This is a genomic window from uncultured Jatrophihabitans sp., assembly GCF_964252635.1.
In the GTDB taxonomy this organism is placed as follows: Bacteria; Actinomycetota; Actinomycetes; order Mycobacteriales; family Jatrophihabitantaceae; genus Jatrophihabitans.
The window spans coordinates 1-19359 of record NZ_CAXUNP010000057.1; the positions used below are offsets into that span (position 1 = coordinate 1).

General features: G+C 72.9%; 20 protein-coding genes. 12 read left to right on the top strand and 8 right to left on the bottom strand.

Annotated elements, in window-relative coordinates:
* From glpX to ACFFCA_RS18070, 5 genes are all read left to right on the top strand, one after another.
* A partial coding sequence (gene glpX / locus ACFFCA_RS18050; protein ID WP_375487337.1) for a class II fructose-bisphosphatase occupies positions 1–806 on the top strand: 806 nt, incomplete at its 5' end.
* A 219-nt stretch (positions 807–1025) separates the two neighbouring features.
* The gene (locus tag ACFFCA_RS18055; protein ID WP_375487339.1) at positions 1026–2108 is read left to right on the top strand and encodes a hypothetical protein; all 1083 of its coding nucleotides are present in this window, start codon (positions 1026–1028) and stop codon (positions 2106–2108) included.
* Positions 2109–2180: 72 nt separating this feature from the next.
* Positions 2181–3596, top strand: a complete 1416-nt coding sequence (locus ACFFCA_RS18060) for a class II fumarate hydratase (protein ID WP_375487341.1) — start codon at positions 2181–2183, stop codon at positions 3594–3596.
* 8 nt (positions 3597–3604) lie between these two features.
* The gene (locus ACFFCA_RS18065; RefSeq protein WP_375487374.1) at positions 3605–4288 is read left to right on the top strand and encodes an HAD family hydrolase; all 684 of its coding nucleotides are present in this window, start codon (positions 3605–3607) and stop codon (positions 4286–4288) included.
* Positions 4289–4316: 28 nt separating this feature from the next.
* Positions 4317–4913: a TMEM175 family protein gene (locus tag ACFFCA_RS18070; RefSeq protein ID WP_375487343.1), complete on the top strand. Its 597-nt coding sequence runs from the start codon at positions 4317–4319 to the stop codon at positions 4911–4913.
* Here ACFFCA_RS18070 and ACFFCA_RS18075 read toward each other — a convergent pair whose 3' ends face one another.
* Genes ACFFCA_RS18075 through ACFFCA_RS18090 form a run of 4 tightly spaced genes read right to left on the bottom strand, consistent with a single transcriptional unit; the run spans position 4914 to position 7913 of the window.
* On the bottom strand, positions 4914–5624 hold the full coding sequence (locus ACFFCA_RS18075) for an AAA family ATPase (protein ID WP_375487345.1): 711 nt from the start codon (positions 5622–5624) through the stop codon (positions 4914–4916).
* 13 nt (positions 5625–5637) lie between these two features.
* Positions 5638–6216 (bottom strand): biotin transporter BioY, encoded by a 579-nt coding sequence (locus ACFFCA_RS18080; protein ID WP_375487347.1) that lies wholly within the window; start codon positions 6214–6216, stop codon positions 5638–5640.
* Between the two features lie 38 nt (positions 6217–6254).
* Positions 6255–7127: a uroporphyrinogen-III synthase gene (locus tag ACFFCA_RS18085; protein WP_375487349.1), complete on the bottom strand. Its 873-nt coding sequence runs from the start codon at positions 7125–7127 to the stop codon at positions 6255–6257.
* Positions 7128–7148: 21 nt separating this feature from the next.
* A complete protein-coding gene (locus tag ACFFCA_RS18090) occupies positions 7149–7913 on the bottom strand; it encodes a class I SAM-dependent methyltransferase (RefSeq protein ID WP_375487350.1) in 765 nt (254 codons plus the stop codon).
* A gap of 72 nt (positions 7914–7985) precedes the next feature.
* Here ACFFCA_RS18090 and ACFFCA_RS18095 point away from each other — a divergent pair, with 72 nt between their 5' ends.
* Complete coding sequence (locus tag ACFFCA_RS18095; RefSeq protein WP_375487352.1) at positions 7986–8558, top strand: CGNR zinc finger domain-containing protein; 573 nt, start codon at positions 7986–7988, stop codon at positions 8556–8558.
* A 13-nt stretch (positions 8559–8571) separates the two neighbouring features.
* Complete coding sequence (locus ACFFCA_RS18100; RefSeq protein ID WP_375487354.1) at positions 8572–9090, top strand: 2'-5' RNA ligase family protein; 519 nt, start codon at positions 8572–8574, stop codon at positions 9088–9090.
* A 64-nt stretch (positions 9091–9154) separates the two neighbouring features.
* Here ACFFCA_RS18100 and ACFFCA_RS18105 read toward each other — a convergent pair whose 3' ends face one another.
* Positions 9155–10528 carry a PhoH family protein gene (locus ACFFCA_RS18105; RefSeq protein ID WP_375487356.1) on the bottom strand — a complete coding sequence of 458 codons (1374 nt, stop codon included), beginning with the start codon at positions 10526–10528 and terminating at the stop codon, positions 9155–9157.
* Between the two features lie 368 nt (positions 10529–10896).
* Here ACFFCA_RS18105 and ACFFCA_RS18110 point away from each other — a divergent pair, with 368 nt between their 5' ends.
* Together ACFFCA_RS18110 and ACFFCA_RS18115 are read left to right on the top strand one after the other, a co-directional pair.
* Positions 10897–11103 (top strand): hypothetical protein, encoded by a 207-nt coding sequence (locus ACFFCA_RS18110; RefSeq protein ID WP_375487358.1) that lies wholly within the window; start codon positions 10897–10899, stop codon positions 11101–11103.
* A gap of 83 nt (positions 11104–11186) precedes the next feature.
* Complete coding sequence (locus ACFFCA_RS18115) at positions 11187–12902, top strand: sensor histidine kinase (protein ID WP_375487360.1); 1716 nt, start codon at positions 11187–11189, stop codon at positions 12900–12902.
* Here ACFFCA_RS18115 and ACFFCA_RS18120 read toward each other — a convergent pair.
* Both ACFFCA_RS18120 and ACFFCA_RS18125 read right to left on the bottom strand, forming a co-directional pair.
* Entirely contained in the window at positions 12882–13688 is an 807-nt protein-coding gene (locus ACFFCA_RS18120) for a sulfurtransferase (RefSeq protein ID WP_375487362.1), read from the bottom strand. The two genes, ACFFCA_RS18115 and ACFFCA_RS18120, sit on opposite strands and share 21 nt — an antisense overlap.
* A gap of 19 nt (positions 13689–13707) precedes the next feature.
* On the bottom strand, positions 13708–14475 hold the full coding sequence (locus tag ACFFCA_RS18125; RefSeq protein ID WP_375487364.1) for an isoprenyl transferase: 768 nt from the start codon (positions 14473–14475) through the stop codon (positions 13708–13710).
* Between the two features lie 165 nt (positions 14476–14640).
* Between ACFFCA_RS18125 and ACFFCA_RS18130 the strand changes: the two genes are divergently transcribed.
* Both ACFFCA_RS18130 and ACFFCA_RS18135 read left to right on the top strand, forming a co-directional pair.
* Complete coding sequence (locus ACFFCA_RS18130) at positions 14641–15324, top strand: hemolysin III family protein (protein ID WP_375487366.1); 684 nt, start codon at positions 14641–14643, stop codon at positions 15322–15324.
* Between the two features lie 87 nt (positions 15325–15411).
* The gene (locus ACFFCA_RS18135; protein WP_375487368.1) at positions 15412–16035 is read left to right on the top strand and encodes a hypothetical protein; all 624 of its coding nucleotides are present in this window, start codon (positions 15412–15414) and stop codon (positions 16033–16035) included.
* A gap of 42 nt (positions 16036–16077) precedes the next feature.
* Here the strand turns inward: ACFFCA_RS18135 and ACFFCA_RS18140 are convergent, their stop codons facing one another.
* A complete protein-coding gene (locus tag ACFFCA_RS18140) occupies positions 16078–18063 on the bottom strand; it encodes a thioredoxin domain-containing protein (protein WP_375487370.1) in 1986 nt (661 codons plus the stop codon).
* A 93-nt stretch (positions 18064–18156) separates the two neighbouring features.
* Here ACFFCA_RS18140 and purU point away from each other — a divergent pair, with 93 nt between their 5' ends.
* Entirely contained in the window at positions 18157–19020 is an 864-nt protein-coding gene (purU, locus tag ACFFCA_RS18145; RefSeq protein ID WP_375487372.1) for a formyltetrahydrofolate deformylase, read from the top strand.
* Positions 19021–19359 lie beyond the last annotated feature (339 nt).

The window sequence follows — 19359 nt, forward strand, 5'->3', positions numbered from 1 at the left end:
AGAAGGACGAGGCGCCGATGCTCTACAACGGCGAGGAGGTCGGCGACGGCACCGGTCCGCTCTGCGACGTCGCGGTCGACCCGATCGACGGCACCACGCTGATGGCCAAGGGCATGCCGAACTCGATCGCGGTCATCGCCGTCGCCGAGCGGGGGGCCATGTTCGATCCGTCCGCCGTCTTCTACATGGAGAAGATCGCCGCCGGACCCGACGCCGCCGACGCCATCGACATCACCGCGCCCACCGCCGAGAACATCCGCCGCGTGGCCAAGGCCAAGCACGGCCATCCCGAGGACGTCACCGTCTGCATCCTCGACCGTCCGCGGCACCAGCAGCTGGTGCGGGAGGTCCGCGACGCGGGCGCGCGCATCCGGTTCATCAGCGACGGTGACGTCGCCGGCGCCATCTCGGCCGCGCGCCCCGGCACCGGCGTCGACCTGCTGCTCGGCATCGGCGGCACCCCCGAGGGCATCATCGCCGCGGCCGCGTTGCGCTGCATGGGTGGCGTCATCCAGGCGCGGCTGTGGCCGAAGGACGACGACGAGCGGCAGAAGGGGATCGACGCCGGCCATGACCTCGACCGCGTCCTGGTCACCGAGGACCTCGTACGCGGCGACGACATCTTCTTCTGCGGGACGGGCATCACCGACGGCGAGCTGCTCCGCGGGGTGCGCTACCACGCCGACTCGGTGCAGACGGAGTCGATCGTCATGCGCTCGAAGTCGGGCACCATCCGGCTCGTCGACTCGCTGCACCAGCTCGGTAAGTTGCGCGCCTACTCGGCCGTGAACTTCGACCGGAACTGATCCCGTTCGCACCCGGCTGGGGCGAGATGTCCGGTTTGCGGACGTTCGCAGTACAGATGTACACCGTTCGCCGCGCGCTTTGTTAACTTGCCTGTCACAGTGGGCATCAGTCATTCCGACGAAGGAGCTGATGGCGTGCAGGCATCAGGCGGTGACAGCCGGTTCACTACCTTCCTCCACAGGGCCCTGGCATCAGGGCCGAGCTGGGGGTCCAGTCGTGTGCTCACGGGCGGCGCCGGGGCGATCATCGCCGTGCTCGCCGTGACCGGCGTCGTGGCGCTGTCCACCAGCGGTTCGGCCAGCCCGCGGGCCAAGGACGCGGCGGCCACCACGGCCAAGGAACCCCATTACCTGCTGCCCATCGCCGCCCTGGTGCAGGACGGCACGCTGAAACCGCCCACGCTCGCCGGGGACACCGGCTCGGTCGGCGTGCCGAAGGGCACGACGGCCCGGCCCACCACGGCGCCCGCCACACCGAACCCGGACAGCTCGAACATCGGCACCTTCCGCGGCTCGGCCGGCACCATGACGCCCGCCGGCATCGCCACTCTGGCCCTCGAGCGCGGATGCTCCGCGGCGCAGGCGCCCATCGCCACCGCCGTCGCCATGGCCGAGTCGGGCGGCAGCCCCAGCGCGCAGGGCGACGTCACCTTGATGACCTCCACCTGGGACTGGTCGGCAGGGCTGTGGCAGATCCGCGGACTGCGTTCGCAGCGCGGCACCGGTCAGCTCCGCGACTCGATCGCCAACCAGCGCGCCGCGACCAACTCCGCCGCGATGTACGTCATCTCCAGCAGCTGCACGAACTGGACGCCTTGGACGACCTACACCCGCGGGCTGTACCTGGGGTACATGGGCCTGGCCCGCCAGGCCGTCAACTACGTGCTCGCCTACTACAAGAAGCACGGCAGCTACCCGCCCGTCGCGGCCCCGGACCCCACTGCGGTCATTCCCGTCGCCTCCGGTGGCGGCGCGGGTGCGCCGGCGCCGGGCGTCGCCGCGGCCGGCAGCAGCAAGTCCAGTGCTCCGGCCAAGAGCAAGAGCAAGCCGGCCGGCAAGCCCTCGTCGCGCGCGACGTCGAGCGCAGCCGCCGGCGGCGGTGGCGGTGGCGGCGGTACGAACCAGGGCGGCGGCAGTCGGACGACGGCGCCGAACGCGCCGGCGACCAGCAAGGCGTCGCTGCCCACCAAGCTGCCGACCAAGCTGCCGCTGCCGACCTCCACCAAGAAGCACAAGACGGCGACGGTGCCGGTACCGGTACCCGTCACGACCTGCGTCATCGGGCTCGTCTGCGTCAATTAGCCGTTGGCGGACCGCCGGAGCGGCGTCACTAGGCTGGACGCGACCGTTCCGACGACCCGCAGGAGTGCGCCCGTGGCTGCCGAGCAGGAGTTCCGCATCGAGAAGGACTCGATGGGCGACGTGCACGTCCCCGCGGCCGCGAAGTGGCGGGCCCAGACCCAGCGCGCGGTCGAGAATTTCCCGATCTCCGGACGGGCCATCGAGCGTGAGCTGATCGCTGCGTTGGCCGCGATCAAGGGCGCCTCGGCGACGGTGCGAGCCGGGAAAGGCCTGCTCGACCCCAAGCGCGCGAACGCGATCGCCGAGTCCGCCCGCGAGGTCGCCCGCGGCGACTGGGACGCCGAATTCCCCATCGACGTCTTCCAGACGGGCTCGGGCACCTCGTCGAACATGAACACGAACGAGGTGCTGGCCACCCTGGCCACCGAGCGGCTCCGCGCCGCAGGGCAGGGCGAGGCCTCGGTGCACCCGAACGACGACGTGAACGACCCGTTCTCGTCCAACGACCAGTTCCCCGCCGCCATCCACATCGCGGCCGCCCAGGCGATCACCACCGACCTGATCCCCGCGCTGACCCACCTGGCCGAGACCCTCGAGGGGAAGTCCGCCGAGTTCGCGACGGTCGTCAAGTCCGGCCGTACGCACCTGATGGACGCCACGCCCGTCACCCTCGGCCAGGAGTTCGGCGGGTACGCGGCAGCCGTCCGCTACGGCGTCGACCGGCTGCGCGACGCCCTGCCCCGTATCGGCGAGCTGCCGCTCGGCGGCACGGCCGTCGGCACCGGGATCAACGCCCCCGTGGGCCTGGCCGGCGAGGTCATCGCACGGCTCGCGGCCGACCTCGACCTGCCGCTCACTGAGGCTCGTAATCACTTCGAGGCGCAGGGCTCGCGCGACGCGCTCGTCGAGGCCAGCGGGGTGCTGCGCACCGTCGCCGCCGGGCTGAACAAGACGGCCAACGACATCCGCTGGATGGGTTCGGGCCCGCGCACCGGGCTCACCGAGATCTTTCTCCCGGACCTTCAGCCGGGGTCGTCGATCATGCCCGGCAAGGTCAACCCGGTGCTGTGCGAGGCGGTGTGCCAGGTCGTCGCGCAGGTGGTCGGCAACGACGCCGCCGTCGCCTGGGGCGGCGCGGCCGGCAACTTCGAGCTCAACGTCATGCTGCCCGTCATCGCCCGCAACCTGCTCGAGTCGATCCGGTTGCTCGCCAACGTGTCCCGGGTCTTCGCCGACCGGTGCGTCGCCGGCATCACCGCCAACGTCGAGCGCTGCCTGGAGTACGCGGAGTCCTCGCCGTCCATCGTCACGCCGCTCAACCACTACGTCGGCTACGACGAGGCCGCCAAGATCGCCAAGCAGGCGCTGGCCGAGAAGAAGACCATCCGCGAGGTCGTCATCGAACGCGGGCACGTCCCGGACAGGATCGGCGAGCACCAGCTCGACGAGGTGCTCGACGTCCTGTCCATGACCGCACCGAAGAGCTGAGCCGCGACCTGCGTGCCGTCGTCTTCGACTTCTACGGCACGCTGACCACCGGCCGCTCCGACGCCGAGCAGGCCCGGGCCCGGGCCGAGCAGGCCGACGCGTTGGGGGTCGACGCCGCCCGCCTCGACGCCGAGATGACGGCGACGGTCGACGAGCGCTTCACCGGCGCGGGCGGCACCGTCGAGGGGTCGCTGGCCTGGGTGTGCGCCCGCATCGGGGCCCGGCCGACACCCGACCAGCTCGCCGAGGCGGCCCGGTTGCGCCTGGCCGCGGAGCAGGGTTTCGGACGGCCGCGACCCGACGCCGTGCCGGTGCTCACCGCGCTGCACGAGGCAGGGCTGCGCATCGGGCTGGTCAGCGACTGCTCGGCCGAACTGCCGCGCTACTTCGGCGAGCTGCCCGTCGCGCCGTTCGTGGACGCTGCGGTGTTCTCCTTCGTGCTGGGCGTCAAGAAGCCGGCGGCGGCCATCTTCCTGGCCTGCTGCGAGGCGCTCGGAGTCGCACCCGAGGAGTGCCTGTACGTCGGGGACGGTGGCAGCAACGAACTCGTCGGCGCCCGCGAGGTCGGCATGCGCGCCGTCCACCTGGCCGTCCCCGGCGAGATCTCGGGGGTGGTCTACGGGCGGCACGCGTCCTGGGACGGCGAGGTCGTCACGTCCTTGAGCGACGTACCCGGGTTGGTGCGGCCCTGACGCTGCCCGAGGCTCGTAACCTCTGGGCATGACGACGGGACGGCTGCAGGCGTTCAGCGACGGCGTGATCGCCATCCTCATCACCATCATGGTGCTCGAACTGCGCACCCCCGACGGTGGGCACTGGGACGACCTGCGCAAGGACGTGCCCGTCCTGCTCGCGTACGTGCTGAGCTTCGTCCTGGTCGGCATCTACTGGACCAACCATCACCACATGCTGGCGGTCGTGCACACCGTCACCGGCGCTGCCCTGTGGGCGAACCTGCACCTGTTGTTCTGGCTGTCGCTGGTGCCGTTCACGACGGACTGGATGAGCGAGAACGACTTCGCGTCCGCGCCGGTCGCGGCCTACGGCATCGATCTGCTGGCGTGTGCCGTCGCGTACTTCATCCTGCAGCACGTACTGCAACGCGCCGACGGCGAGGACTCGGTGCTGCACCGGGCGGTCGGGACGGATGCGAAGGGCAAGGCGTCGGCGCTCGTGTACGTCGTCGGGATCGCGCTGAGCTTCGTGGACCGCTGGTTCGGCGTCGTCGCCTACGTGGTGGTGGCGCTGCTGTGGTTCATTCCCGACCGGCGGGTGGAGCGGGCCCTCGCGACCGGCGCACCCCCGTTGACCGACTGATCAACCCGCGGCGTGGCGGGCCACGAACGCGCGGGCGTCGAGCGTCCCGCCGAGACCGCGCGCGATCAGGGTGCGGGCCCTGCGCCGGAACTCGGCCGGTGGCCAGTCCCGGGCACCGGCCGGGACGACGCCGGCCAGGACCTCGCGGGTCGACAGCCGCCACAGTTCGGCGAGCGTCCACCGGTGCGCCGCGGTCGGCTCGTCGGGCCAGCTCGTCAGCACGACCCCGGCCAGCGTGAGCGCCTGGTCCTCGAGCACGGACGCGGTGAGCAACAACCGGTCGAGGCCGTCCCGGTCGGCCGTCCCGATCACGACGACCGGGGCCGTCACGGCGTGCGCGAGGTCGACGAGGGTGCGGCGCTCGTCGTCGTAGGGCGCCAGCAGTCCCCCGGCGCCCCGGGCAAGGACGCGCTCGTGCGTGGTGTCCAGGTCGAGCAGACGCCGGACGGCGTCGGCGAACGCGAATGCAGGACGGCCGCTCTCGGCTGCCGCGTGCACCGGCAGCAGGTCGGTGTCGTACCGCGCAAGCTCTATTGCGTCGGCCTGCGGCACCAGACGGGACGCGCGGGCCAGCTCGCCGGCCCGCCCGTCGGCCAGCCCGGTCTGGACGAGCTGCACCAGCGCCACCGGGCCCGCCTGCACCGCGGCGAGCGCCCCGACGGCCAGCGGACCGTCGACGTCGCCGCCGCCGGTGACGAGCAGGACGCCCACGGGCGCCGGTGGATCAGCGACCGTGCCGGACGAGCTTCCAGACAGCCGGAAGCACGACGGCGGCCACCGCCATCTTGATCGCGTCGGTGACGAGGAACGGCGTCACGCCGAGCTCGACGGCCTTGCTGGCCGAGACGTGCAGGTCGCGGGCCAGCCAGACGGCACCCACGACGTAGATCGCGGCCGTGCCGAGCGCCATCAGCCCGACGGTGCCGGTGACGCTGCGGTCGTTGCCGCGGCGGGCCAGCTCGCCGACCACGGCAGCGGCGACGACGAAACCGAGCACGTACCCAAAGGACGGGCCGCCCCAGCCGCTGTGGTGGTCGGCGTACCACGGCACGCCGGCGACACCGGCGACGGCGTAGAGCGCGATCGACAGCAAGCCGCGAACCGTGCCGAGCGCGGCGCCGACGACCAGGACGGACAGCGTCTGCAGGGTGAAGGGCACGGGCGACAGCGGCGTGTGGATCGACACCTGCGCGGCGAGGCCGGTGAGCCCGGCGCCCAACAGGACGAGCACCGCGTCACGGACGCGCGCGCCGGGAACCAGATCGGCCAGGACTCGGTTCGGCAGGACGGCGGCGTTGGCCATGACGCTCCTTCGCTCGAGGTGTGGTGTCGCGGCAGAGGTTATCGAGTCCGCGCGCCCCGGTCGTCCGCCGGGGTACGGCCGGGCAGCTGCTCGACCACGGTGCGGACGAGGGCGCCGAGCCGGAAGCGCTCCGGCTGCACGACGGTCACGCCCGCCGCCAGCAGCGGCGCCGCGGTCACCGGCCCCACCGCGACGGCCAGGACGCGATCCCGCACCGCGTCGCGCACCGCACCGCCGAGACCCGCGTCGTCCGCGGTGCGCAGGAAGTTCTCCGCGGCGGGCGCGCTGGTGAAGGTCACGGCGTCCAGCCGGGCGTCCGCGACCGCGGCGATCAGGGCGCGCAGCGGCGCCGGGTCCGCCGGCGGCTCCCACCGGTAGACCGGCACCTCGACGACGTGGGCGCCGGCCGCGCGCAGCCCGTCGACCACGTCGCGCAGGGGGTCGCCGTGCAGCTGGATCGCGATGCGGGCTCCGGCCAGGCCCGGGCGGGCCAGCAGGTGGTCGAGCACCTCGGCGCTGGACTCCGACTCGGGCGACCAGCGCTCGCGCAGCCCCGCGGCCCGCACCGCGCCGCGCACCTTCGGCCCGCGGGTCAGGATCTCGGCGTCACCGAGCACCCCGTGCAGCGCGGCGTCCTGGCCCCACACCGCAGCGGCCTCGAGCCAGCCGCGGAACCCGACCGCGGTCGTCGTGATCACGATGTCGGGCGGCTGCCCCAGGCACTGCGACGTCGCATCGCGCAGCCGGCTGTCGTCCGCGAGTGGGACGGTGCGGATGGCCGGGCCGTACACGACCCGGGCGCCGTGACGTTCGAGCGCGGCGCCGAGTTCCTCGCGCCGCCGCGCCGCGGTGACCCCGACCGAGTAGCCGGCGAGGGCACCCGTCGCGTCGGGACGGTCGTCAAGCGGCACGCGTCCACGGTACGGGCGCGGTCAGCGCACCCCGACCAGCACGCGGTCGTCGCCGACCTGCCACACCGTGCCGACCTCGGCGAAACCGGCCGCGTGCAGCAGGGCGCCGTGATCGGCGACGGTCGGGGTGTCCGGAACTGCGTGCTCGATCGGTCGTACGCCCCGTTCAGTGGCGAACTGCTCGAGCTCCGGCGCCGCGGCCACCGCGTCCCACCACGAGCGCCAGTCCTCGGCGTCCCCCGTCCGCACGCGTGCCGCGCGTGCGTCGCGCACCGACCGGGTCAGGGTGCGCAACCGCGGCCGGTCGGCGGGCTCGTCCAGGTGGTCGCCGTCGATGAGCACCCCGCCCGGACGCAGCAGATCTGCGCAGCTGCGATAGAGAGCCGACAGCTCCGTGCGGGTCAGCCAGTGCAGGGCGGTGGTGCTGACGATCGCGTCGACCGTGCCCGGCCGTACCCCGACGGCGTCCGCCCAGCCCGCGTCCCGCAGGTCGTGCTCCACGATCTGCAGCCCGGGCCGGTCCGCGTACGCCACCCGCGCCAGCCCGAGCAGCAGCGGGTCGGCGTCGACGGCCACGACCCGGGCCCCCGGCAACCGGTCGAGCAGCCGCACCGACAGCGACCCCGGCCCGCAGCCGAGATCGACGACGACCGGCTCCACGCCGTCCGCGCTCGCCGCCACCACGTCGGCGATGACGGCGAACCGCTCCTCGCGGTCGGCGACGTAGAACTCCTGCTGGCGGTCCCAACGGTCGAGCCAGTGGCGGGCCTCGGTGAGGGTGGGCATACTGACATCCTCTCATCACTGTCGTGTGCTGTTTCGCCAGTGACGATAAGCAGACAAGGAGTAACTGGTCAAGTGAACTTCGGCAGTCACGTCGACGGAGTGGTGGCGCTGTCCGCAGCGCTGGTCAACGTCGCGACGCCGGGTGCGGCGCGGGGCCGCCCGTACGCGCTGCCGTCGGCGCCGGCGCTCACGCGCGGCATCGGCGACGCGCTCCGGGTGGGCAGCCGCTCGGCCGCCGACCCGTCGGCCCGTGCCACGGGCGCGTTCGTCGAGCTGGCCGGCTCCGTCCGGCCGGTCTACGAGTCCGTCGAGGCGGCGGACGTCGACACCGCTGCCGACACGACCAATGCCCTGCTGGACCGCTACGCCCCGAACCCGCGCCTGGCCCACCACGACGGCGAGCCGTGGCACCTGCACTACCACGGGTCCGTGCGTGACGACCCGTCCGGCTGGGGCGGTTCCGTGGCCACCGCGCTCGCGACCGTGCTGGGCGGCGAGTACGCCGACCGCCTCGGCGTCTGCGCCGCACCGGTGTGCGACCGGGTGTTCGTGGACGTGTCGCGCAACGGCACCCGGCGGTTCTGCTCGGAGGTCTGCCAGAACCGCGTCAAGGCCGCGGCCCACCGCGCCCGTCACCGCTCGTGACACCGTCAGCGGCATGACACCCGCACCGCTCGTCGTGACCCTCGCGCTGCCCGACGACGTCCAGGCCCGCTTCGACGCGGAGCGGGCGCGGTGGTTCCCGGCCGGCCGCACCGCGGTCGGTGCGCACCTCACCCTGTTCCACGCCGTGCCGGGCGAGCTGCAGGAGCAGGTCGTCGACGACCTGCGTGAGCAGGCGGGCCAGGCGTTCACGGTCCGCATCGCCGGCGTCATGCCGCTCGGCCGCGGCGCGGCGTACGCGGTCGAGTCCGACGAGCTCACCCGGTGCCACCGGGCGCTGCAGGCGCGGTGGTGGCCACACCTGACCCGTCAGGACCGGCAGCCGCTGCGCGCGCACATCACCGTTCAGAACAAGGTCGAGCCGGCCGAGGCGAGGCGGACGCTCGAGGCGCTGGCCGCGGGCTTCACCCCCGCCGTCGTCGACGCGCTCGGTTTCGACCTGTGGCGCTACGACGGCGGCCCCTGGACGCACCTCGGCCGGGCGAGCACGCCTTCCCCACCGCTGCGGTCGTGATCGAGGGGCGGGACCACGACCACGGCGATGGGGAAGGCGTCGGTTCTCGAGGGGGGCGTCGGTTCTAGAGGGGCAGGTCCTCGAGCATCTCGGTGACCAGCGCAGCGATCGGCGAGCGCTCGGAGCGGGTCAGCGTGACATGGGCGAACAGCGGGTGCCCGCGAAGCGCCTCGATGACGGCCGCGACGCCGTCGTGCCGTCCGACGCGCAGGTTGTCGCGCTGCGCGACGTCGTGGGTCAGCACCACCCGCGAACCGGCGCCGATGCGCGACAGCACGGTGAGCAGCACGTTGCGCTCGAGCGACTGCGCCTCGTCGACGATGACGAACGAGTCGTGCAGCGACCGGCCGCGGATGTGGGTCAGCGGCAGCACCTCGAGCATGCCGCGGTCGATGACCTCGTCCATGACGTCGCCCGACACCAGCGCGCCGAGGGTGTCGAACACGGCCTGCGCCCAGGGGGCCATCTTCTCGTTCTCCGACCCGGGCAGGTAGCCGAGCTCCTGGCCGCCGACCGCGTACAGAGGACGGAAGACGACGACCCGCTTGTGCGCACGCCGTTCCAGCACCGACTCCAGCCCGGCGCACAGGGCCAGCGCGGACTTGCCGGTGCCGGCACGACCGCCCAGCGAGACGATTCCGATCTCCGGGTCCAGGAGCAGATCGAGGGCGACCCGCTGCTCGGCCGACCGGCCGCGCAGCCCGAACGCCTCACGATCGCCCCGCACGAGCTTGACCTGCTTGTCGGCGGTGACGCGGCCCAGGGCGGAGCCCTTCACCGAGTGCAGCACGAGCCCGGTGTGGCAGGGCTGGTCGGCGACGGCGGCGAAGTCGGCGTTGTCCGCCATCTCGACCGGGCCGTCGTCGTACAACGCGTCGACGGTGTCGGCCGCGACGTCCATCTCGAGCATCCCGGTCCAGCCGGTGGAGTCCGCGACCGGGTGCATCCGGTACTCGTCGGCCTTGAGCCCCACGGACGCGGCCTTGACCCGCAGCGGCATGTCCTTGGTGACGAGGGTGACGTCCTTCCCGTCTGCCGCGGTGTTCAGGGCGACGGCGAGGATGCGCGAGTCGTTGCTGTCGACGCGAAACCCGGCCGGCAGCGTCGACAGGTCCGAGTGGTTGAGCTCGACGTGCAGCGTCCCGCTGACCCCGTCCTCGGACTCGCCGATCGGCACCGGCGCGTCGAGGCGGCCGTGCTTGATGCGCAGCTCGTCGAGCACGCGCAACGTCTGGCGGGCGAACCAGCCGAGCTCGGGGTGATGCCGTTTGGCCTCCAGCTCGCTGATGACGACGAGCGGCAGGACGACCTCGTGCTCGGCGAAACGGCCCAGGGCACCCGGGTCGGACAGCAACACCGACGTGTCGAGCACGAAGGTGCGCAGGCCCGAGGGGGCGGAGCTGCCGGCGGTGTCGCTGGAACGGCGGGCATCGGTCACGTGAGGCTCCTGACGGGGAATCGGCACCGGGACGCAGGCGCGTCCTCGGCGCTGGTGGGTGTCGGCTCGTCCCGCCGCGCGGGGGCACGAACCGGCCCCGCGCTCACTCTCGCCACGACAGAAGCTGGCAACGGTGGGACCTCCGTAGCGGCCGGGGTGGGCCCGTCCGCCGATCCGGACGCTACGACGAGACGGTCCGCCACCCGCGCAGGCGCGCGGGTGTCGCGGCGACGTCGCGGTGTCGGGCAGTCGTGCCGCCGCGTGATCGTGCCGCCGCGCGGTAGATAGGTGGCTGTAGTTAGGTGCTTGCAAAGATGACACGGCCGAATCGTTGTCAGGCCGGCCCCGACTGCTTACAGTCCCGCAGCATGATGCATCGGGTGTGGGCGGCGGTTCGTAGAGCGGCCCGGTGGTACGCGCTGGGCTTCGGGGCGGCCGTGGCCAGCCTCGGCAACGCCGAGCTCGCGCTGGCGCACCTGCACCACCCCGACGACGTGCACGACGTCGGCTCCTACGCCCGCGCCGGCGTGGTCGAGCTCGAGGCGTGGCTGGGCCGCTTCACCGTCAACGACTGACCCCGACGGACGGAAGGCCCGCCCGCGTGACGCCCTGACACCCTATTCTGAGCCGACAGCGGCCACGGGTGAGAGGCGACGACATGGCGTCCGAGCAGTCGCGCACGCGCGTCTTCTCCGCTCCCCGCCGCGTCCAGGTCGACGAGCACGCGTCCTCCCTGCAGGCCATCGCGCTGGCGTGCTGCGGGCTGGCGGGCGTGGACGCCGCCGTCGTGCTGCTCGGATGGGCGATCAACGAGCCCGGGCTAGAGCGGGTCGCGCCGGGTCTCGCCGTCATGCGCTTCAACACCGCGGTCTGCCTGCTGGCGCTCGCGGTCGCGTTCGCGATCCCCCGCCGAGCCGCCGCGGGACGCGCTGTCGCCACGATCGGCGCGGGCGTGGCCGGTGTGCTCGCGGGCCTCCAGCTGGCCGAGTGGGCGTTCGGCATCGGCCTCGGCGTCGACCAGCTCGTCGTCACCGACCCCGGGAGCGGTCCCCATCCCGGCCGCTCGTCCGCCGCCGTCGCCACCTGCGTGCTGCTGCTGGCCGCGGCGAGCCTGACGACGGGCCGTCGCCGGGCCTGGCGGCGTACGCGTCAGGCCCTGCTCCTTGCCCCCGCCGCCGTGGCCTGGCTGGCCCTGGTGGGTTACGCCTACGACGCGCAGTCGCTCACCAACCTCGGGTCGTTCTTCACCATCGCCCTGCACACCGCGCTCGCGATCGTGCTGCTCAGCATCGCCGGGCTCGCGTCGACGAGGCGGGGGCGGCTGGAATGGGTGCTGTTCTCCGAGGACGCGGGCGGCGCGCTCAGCCGCCGCCTGGCCCCGATGGCCCTGGTCGGGCTGCCGTTCATCGGCCTCGCCTGTCTGGCCGCCCACCGCCTGAGCTGGATCAACGACGTCACGATGGTCGCGCTGACCGTGGTGCTGTGCACGCTCGCCTTCGGTGCCGCCACCTGGACGGCCGCGACGCGGGTGGCCCGCCTGGACAACGCACGACGGGCCACACTGGCCGACCTGACCCAGCTCAAGCAGGGGCTCGAGCTGCAGGTCGCCGCGCGGGCCGAGCAGCTGAGGTCGCGACACGACGAGATCGCGGTGCTGGAGGACCGTCAGCGCATCGCCGCTGACATCCACGACGTCGTCATCCAGCGGCTGTTCGCGGCGGGGATGTTCCTGCACGGCACGCCGACCAGCGAGGCGATCGTCCAGGAACGCATCGGGTCGGCCATCGAGTCGATGGACGCAGCGATCCGCGACCTGCGCAACTCCATCTTTGAGCTGGGCGGGAACCAGTCCCGGGTGCTCGACCTCGCCACCGCCGTCGACGACATCTGCACCGACGCCGCACGGGTGCTGGGGTTCCGGCCCGACGTGCTCGTCGACGACCCCGACCGCGAGGCCGACACCGTGCGCGACGACCTGCTGGCCGTCGTGCGGGAGTCCCTGTCCAACGTGGCACGCCACGCGTCGGCGTCCAGTGTCGACGTCGTGCTGCGCACCGGCCACGGCCTGATCAGCCTCACCGTCACCGACGACGGCACGGGCATGACGAGCACCCCGCACAGCAGCGGCACCCGCAACATGGCCGAGCGGGCCCGACGACGCGGCGGCGATTGCGTGTGGACGACGGTGGAGCCGCACGGCACGCGGGTGTGGTGGCACGTGCCGGGCACGCCTTCGGACCTCGTTCTGGAACCGGCCGCGGACGACATCGCGGACGACGTGGCGGACGACCCGGCTCCAGACGAGCTGGCCGACGAACCGGCCGACGAGCCGGAGCTCGACGCGGACGCGGCCTCAGCCGGTCTCGGCCGGTAGCGACTCGTCCGCGCCCCACTGCGACCACGAGCCCGGGTAGAGCGCGGTGTCGTGCATCCCGGCGACCTCGAGGGCGAGCAGGTCGTGGCAGGCGGTGACGCCGGACCCGCAGTAGGCGATCGCCGGGCGGCCCGCCGCGCCGGCGAAGCGCTCCCGCAGCTCCTCGGGCGGGCGGAACCTCCCGTCGGAGCCGAGGTTGGCGGCCCACGGCGCGCTGTGGGCCCCGGGTATGTGTCCGGGACGCGGGTCGATGGGGCCGCCGTGCGCGAACCGGTCGGCGGTGCGGGCGTCGTACACGATGGCGTCCTGCGCCGCGGCGAGCTCGGCCGCGGTCACGAACCGGTCGCCCGGCCACGGCCGCGGCTCGCGGGACACGGGCTCGACGTCGACCGAGCCGGGGACGAGCTCGCCCGGCCACGCGTCGATGCCGCCGTCGAGCACGGCGGCCGGCTCGCCAAGCACGTGCAGCAACCACCACAGCCGGGCCGCGACCGACCCGCCGAGGTCGTCGTAGGCGACGACGGGCGTACCCGCCGCGATACCGGCGGACCCGAGGGCCGCCGCGAAGTCGCCGGGGTCGGGCAGCGGGTGACGCCCGGCGTCACGCGAGGCGGGCGCCGACAGCTCGGTGTCGATGTCGAGCCGGACAGCACCGGGCACATGACCACGCAGGTAGGCCTCGCGGCCGGAGCGCCCGTCGAGGTACCACCGGACGTCGACGATCCGGACCTGGTGGCGGTGCGCGGCCAGCCAGTGCCCGTCGACGAGCGGCCCGGGGAGCACCACGGCGTCGTCCCCTCGGCCGCTACCCACCGAAGCGCCGCTGTCGCAGGCCGTAGTCCCGCAGAGCACGCAGGAAGTCGATCTTGCGGAAGTCGGGCCACAGGGCGTCGCAGAAGTAGAACTCCGAGTGCACCGACTGCCACAGCAGGAACCCGGACAGCCGCTGCTCGCCGGAGGTACGGATGACCAGGTCGGGGTCGGGCTGGCCGCGCGTGTACAGGTGCTCGGCGATGTGGTCGACGTCGATGACCTCGGCGAGCTCCTCGAGCGATCCACCGGCGGCCGCGTGCTCCTGCAGCAGCGAGCGGACCGCGTCCGCGATCTCGCGCCGGCCGCCGTAGCCGACCGCGATGTTGACGGTGAGCCCGTCGCGTCCCGAGGTCTCCTCCTCGGCCTTCTTCAGGGCCAGTGCCGTCTCGGGCGGCAGCAGGTCGAGCGCCCCAACGGCCTTGACCCGCCACGGGTTGCGCGGGGCCGACAGCTCGGTGGCGACGCCCGCAATGATGCGCAGCAGGGGCTCGAGTTCCTCGCTCGGGCGGCGCAGGTTGTCCGTCGACAACAGCCAGATCGTGACGTGGCCGACGCCGGCCTCGGAGCACCACTCGAGCAGGTGGGCGATGTGCTGGGCCCCGGCGATGTGGCCGTGGCTGACGTCGTCGAAACCGGCCGCGCGGGCCCAGCGGCGGTTGCCGTCGACCATGATCGCGACGTGGCGGGGGACGGGGAGGCCGTCCAGGTGGTGACGCAGCCGCCGTTCGTACACGGAGTAGACCGCCTCGCGCACACCCACCCGACGAACCTAGCCCCGATGCGGCCCGGCCCGCGACCGTCCCGGCGCGTACACGGGGGCGGTTACGGGGACGCTGTGGACATGGTGCGCACTTACCTACGCTCGCGTAGCTTCGGCACATGACCGCCTCCGAGCCGGCCTCGACCACCACGCCTGCCGTCGACCTTGTCAAGGCGGCCTCGACGGCGGTCTCGAGCGCGGCCACGACGGCGGCCCAGGCCGTCGCCGAGCTCAAACCGCGCCTACGCCGCGGTCATCTCGGTGGTCTCGGGGGCCAGCCTGATCGCGGTCGCGGCAGCCCTGCGGGGCGGCACGGCGGGGGCGGTCACCTCGATCTACGCCGCGACCGTCACCCTGCTGTTCGGCACCTCCGCGCTGTACCACCGGCGGGCGTGGAGCCCGGCCGCCCGGGTGCTCATGAAGCGTCTCGACCACTCGATGATCTTCGTGTTCATCGCCGGCACCTACACCCCGCTGGCCGTGCTGACCCTGCCCACCACCTCGATGATCGCGGTGCTGTCGGCGGTGTGGGCGGGTGCTGCGGTGGGCGTCGGGCTGCAGCTGTTCTGGCCCGCGCACCCGCGCTGGATCTCCGCACCCTGTTACCTGGCGCTCGGCTGGGTCGCGGTGTTCGTGTTCCCCGACCTGCTGCACACCGGCGGGGTCGCGGCCTTCGTGCTCATCGCCGCCGGCGGCCTCGTCTACAGCTACGGCGCCATCGTGTACGCGACGAAGCGGCCCAACCCCGCGCCGGCCACGTTCGGCTTCCACGAGGTGTTCCACCTCTGCACGCTGGTCGCGGCGACCTGCCACTACATCGCCATCTGGCTCGCCGTCTTCGCCCGCTGAGCCACCTTCTGCTGTTGTACGGAACATTCTCGCCGTCGTCCTCGTTTTGCAGTGTAATCATGTAAGCACTGCAACAGAGGAGACATCATGCGTCACGAACATCCCTTCCCCGAGGACGAGCGCCGCTTCCGCAGCGGCCGACACGGGCACGGGCACGGTCCGGGCTCACGCGGTGGCCGCGGCGGCCGCGGCGGCGGCTGGCAGCAGGCCGACCTGCCGCCGGCCGACGGCGCGGCGGACTGGTTCGCCGGGCGCCTGCCCGACGACTGGTTCACCGGTGCGCCGGAGGTCAGCGTCGATCGCGAGGAGATCGTCGTGCTCGGCGAGCTGCCCGCACCCGAGGGCGGCGCCGAGTCCGGCGCCGCGGCCGAGGGTCGCATCGGGCGGTTCCGCGAGGACACCCGCGACACCCGCATCCAGATCGCCCACGAGGCCGAGGCCCGCTACGGGCGCAAGGTGGCCTGGGGCGCGTCCATCGGCGACACCCGGGTGCTCTTCACGCACCTCGCGGTGCCGGTGATGACGCGGCTGCGTCACGACGAGCGGCGGGTGCTCGACACCCTGGTCGACGCCGGCGTGGCACGGTCCCGCTCGGACGCGCTGAGCTGGTGCGTCAAGCTCGTGGGCGAGCACACCGAGGACTGGCTCAGCGGCCTGCGGGAGGCCATGTCCGAGGTCGACAAGCTGCGCGCCGAGGGCCCGGCCCTCTAGCCCGCACGTGGGTGGTCCGTTATCGCGGCCGGTACGTGGCCGTCAGCGGCGCAGGGCGGCGAGCAGGTCGTCCGTGGTCGTCACCGGCAGGTCGCACACCATCCCGCGGCACACGTAGGCCGCGGCCGATCCACCCACCAGCGGCCGGTCGGCGAGCAGGGGCAGGCCGGCCGTGTCCGGCTCGGCCGACACCACCACCGCACCCGGCGGGCGGTGCCGCACCGCGGCGCGCGTCAGCGCGCCGTCGCCACCCTCGCCGACCACGGCCACCTGCACCGGCCCGGCCAGCAGGCCCTCGGCCACCGCCAGCGTCCACCCGAAGAACCGCGGCTGGGTGACGGCGACGTCGGCCACGACGGCGACGACCGACTCGGCCGCGCCGCGGTGCATGCCCGACCCGGTGAGCGCCGAGTAGGCGAGCAGGGCCGCGGCCACCGACGACGAGCCGGCGGGGGTGGCGTTGTCGGTGGGGTCGCGGGGCCGGCGCAGCAGCTGCTCGGCGTCGTCGGCGGTGTCGTAGAGGCCGCCGTCCTCGGCACCGAAGTGCCCGAGGGCGACGTTCAGGATGTCGCCGGCCGCCGTCGACCAGCGTGGATCGGCGGTGACCTGGTGCAGGGCGAGCAGCCCGTCGGCCAGGTCACCGTGGTCCTCGAGCACCCCGTCCGCCGCGCCGACGGCCCCGTCGCGCGACGTCCGCCGCAGTCGGCGGTTTACGAGATGGGTGCCCAGCAGCAACTCCGCGCAGTCCCGCGCCGCTCTCACCCAGGACGGCTCACCGAGGGCGGCGCCCGCCTCGGCCAGAGCGGCGATGGCGAGGCCGTTCCAGGCCGTCACCACCTTGTCGTCACGGCCCGGCTGCGGCCGCAACGACCGCGCCGCGAACAAGCGCACGCGCAGGTCCTCGAGCACGGCCGGGTCGGACGGGTCGACGGGCAGCTGCAGCGTCGACGCGCCGTGCTCGAACGTGCCGACGTCGGTCACCGCGAAGAGCGACGCCGCGACGGCACCGTCCTGCGGGCCGAGGACCTCGTCGAGCTGCGCGGGCGTCCAGGCGTACGTCAGCCCCTCGACCCCGTCGGTGTCGGCGTCCAGGGCGGAAGCGAAACCGCCCTCGGGCGTGCGCAGGTCGCGCAGCAGGAACGCGGCGGTCTCGCGCACGACGCGTTCGGCCAGCACGGACCCGGTGAGCCGCCACCAGTGCGCGTAGACACGCAACAGCAGCGCGTTGTCGTAGAGCATCTTCTCGAAGTGCGGCACGACCCATTCCGCGTCGACGGAGTAGCGCGCGAAACCACCCCCGAGCTGGTCGTACATGCCACCGCGGGCCATCGCGTCGAGGGTCTTCTCGACCATGGCCAACGAGGTCGGGTCCCCCGTGCGCTCGTGCCGCCGCAGCAGGAACTCCAGCACCATCGACGGCGGGAACTTCGGCGCACCGCCGAAGCCGCCGTGCTCGGCGTCGAACTGGCCGACGAGCGCCGCCGCGGCCGTGTCCAGCTCGGCCGGTCCCGGCAGCGCCATGGAGCCGGTGTCGGGGAACGCGGCGCGCGAGATCGCGGCCGCGATCCGCTCCCCCGCGGCGTCGACCTCGCCCCGCTGCTCGTGCCACGTGCGGGCGACCGCTCCGAGCAGGCGCAGGAACTGCTCGCGAGGGAAGTACGTCCCGGCGTAGAACGGGGAGCCGTCGGTGGTCAGCAGGCACGTCATCGGCCAGCCGCCCTGCCCGGTGAGCGCGGTGGTGGCATCCATGTAGACGGCGTCGATGTCAGGTCGTTCCTCGCGGTCGACCTTGATGCTGACGAAGTTCTCGTTGAGCACGTCGGCCACCAGGTCGTCCTCGAAGGACTCGTGGGCCATGACGTGGCACCAGTGGCACGCCGCGTAGCCGACCGACAGCAGGATGGGGACGTCGCGGCGCCGCGCCTCGGCGAACGCCTCGTCCGACCACTCCCACCAGTCGACCGGGTTGTCCCGGTGCTGCAACAGGTACGGACTCGTCGCGCTCGCCAGCCGGTTCACCGTGACCATGGTTGCAGAGCACCGGCCCCGCGCACGCCGCCACCGCCCGGCCTACGATCAGCGCCGTCGGGTCGACGGTCCGCGACGAGGAGGTCGACAGCCGTGGAGCAGGAGACGTCACGGGTCCACGTGCTCACCCTGAGCTGCGCGGACCGTCCGGGGCTGGTGTACGAGGTCAGCGAGTTCCTGCTCCGGCACGGGTGCAACATCGTCGAGAGTCAACAGTTCGGCGACGCGGCCAGCGGGCGGTTCTTCATGCGCGTGGCCTTCCGGGCCGACAGCTCGGTGGCGGCGCACGTCCTCCAGCGCGACTTCGGACCGGTGGCCGACCGGGCGCGGATGCAGTGGCGGATGTCGCAGGCCGACGTGCGGCCGCGGGTGCTGGTCATGGTCAGCAGGTTCGGGCACTGCCTCAACGACCTGCTCTACCGGGCCGCGAGCGGGTCGCTGCCGATCGAGATCGTCGCCGTCGTCTCGAACCATCCCGACCTCGCCGCACTCGCGGTCAACGCCGGCATTCCGTTCCACCACGTGCCCGTCACGCCGTCGACGAAGGACGACGCGGAGACACAGCTCATGGGCCTGGTCGACGACCTCCGGGTCGACCTGGTCGTGCTCGCGCGCTACATGCAGGTGCTGTCCGGTGAGCTGTGCACCCAGCTCCTCGGTCGCGCGATCAACATCCACCACTCGATGCTGCCGAGCTTCGCAGGCGCCCGGCCGTACGCCCAGGCCAAGGCCCGCGGCGTCAAGCTGGTCGGCGCGACCGCGCACTACGTCACGGCCGACCTCGACGACGGCCCGATCATCGAGCAGGAGGTGACCCGGGTCGACCACTCGCTCACGGCCGAGCAACTCACCGCCGTCGGCCGCGACAACGAGTGCCTCGCCCTGTCCCGCGCAGTCCGGTGGCACGCGCAGAACCGGATCCTGCTCGACGGCAACCGGACCGTCGTCTTCTCCTGACCTGGCGCGACGGGTCGGGAGGCCGGTGCGAGGCGGGTCGAGGTGCTCTGACCCGGGTTGTCCACATCTCGGCGCGGCGCAATTGACAAGATCACGGGCCCCCCGCAGCATTGCCACGTCCGCACGGCGAACACCCGTCAGCGCCTCCTGGCATCCGGCCGGCAGGTGCCGACCGGGTCTCCCGTAGACACGGGGGAGACAGATGGCATCGGCACGACTGCGCATCGCCGCGCACCGGTCCTCGTGGGCCGGCGGCCCGGTCGTCGCCCTCGCCCTCGCCGTGCTGACCAGCGTCGGACTCGCCACCCCTGCGGTCGCCGGGGGCGGGGTCGGCGATCG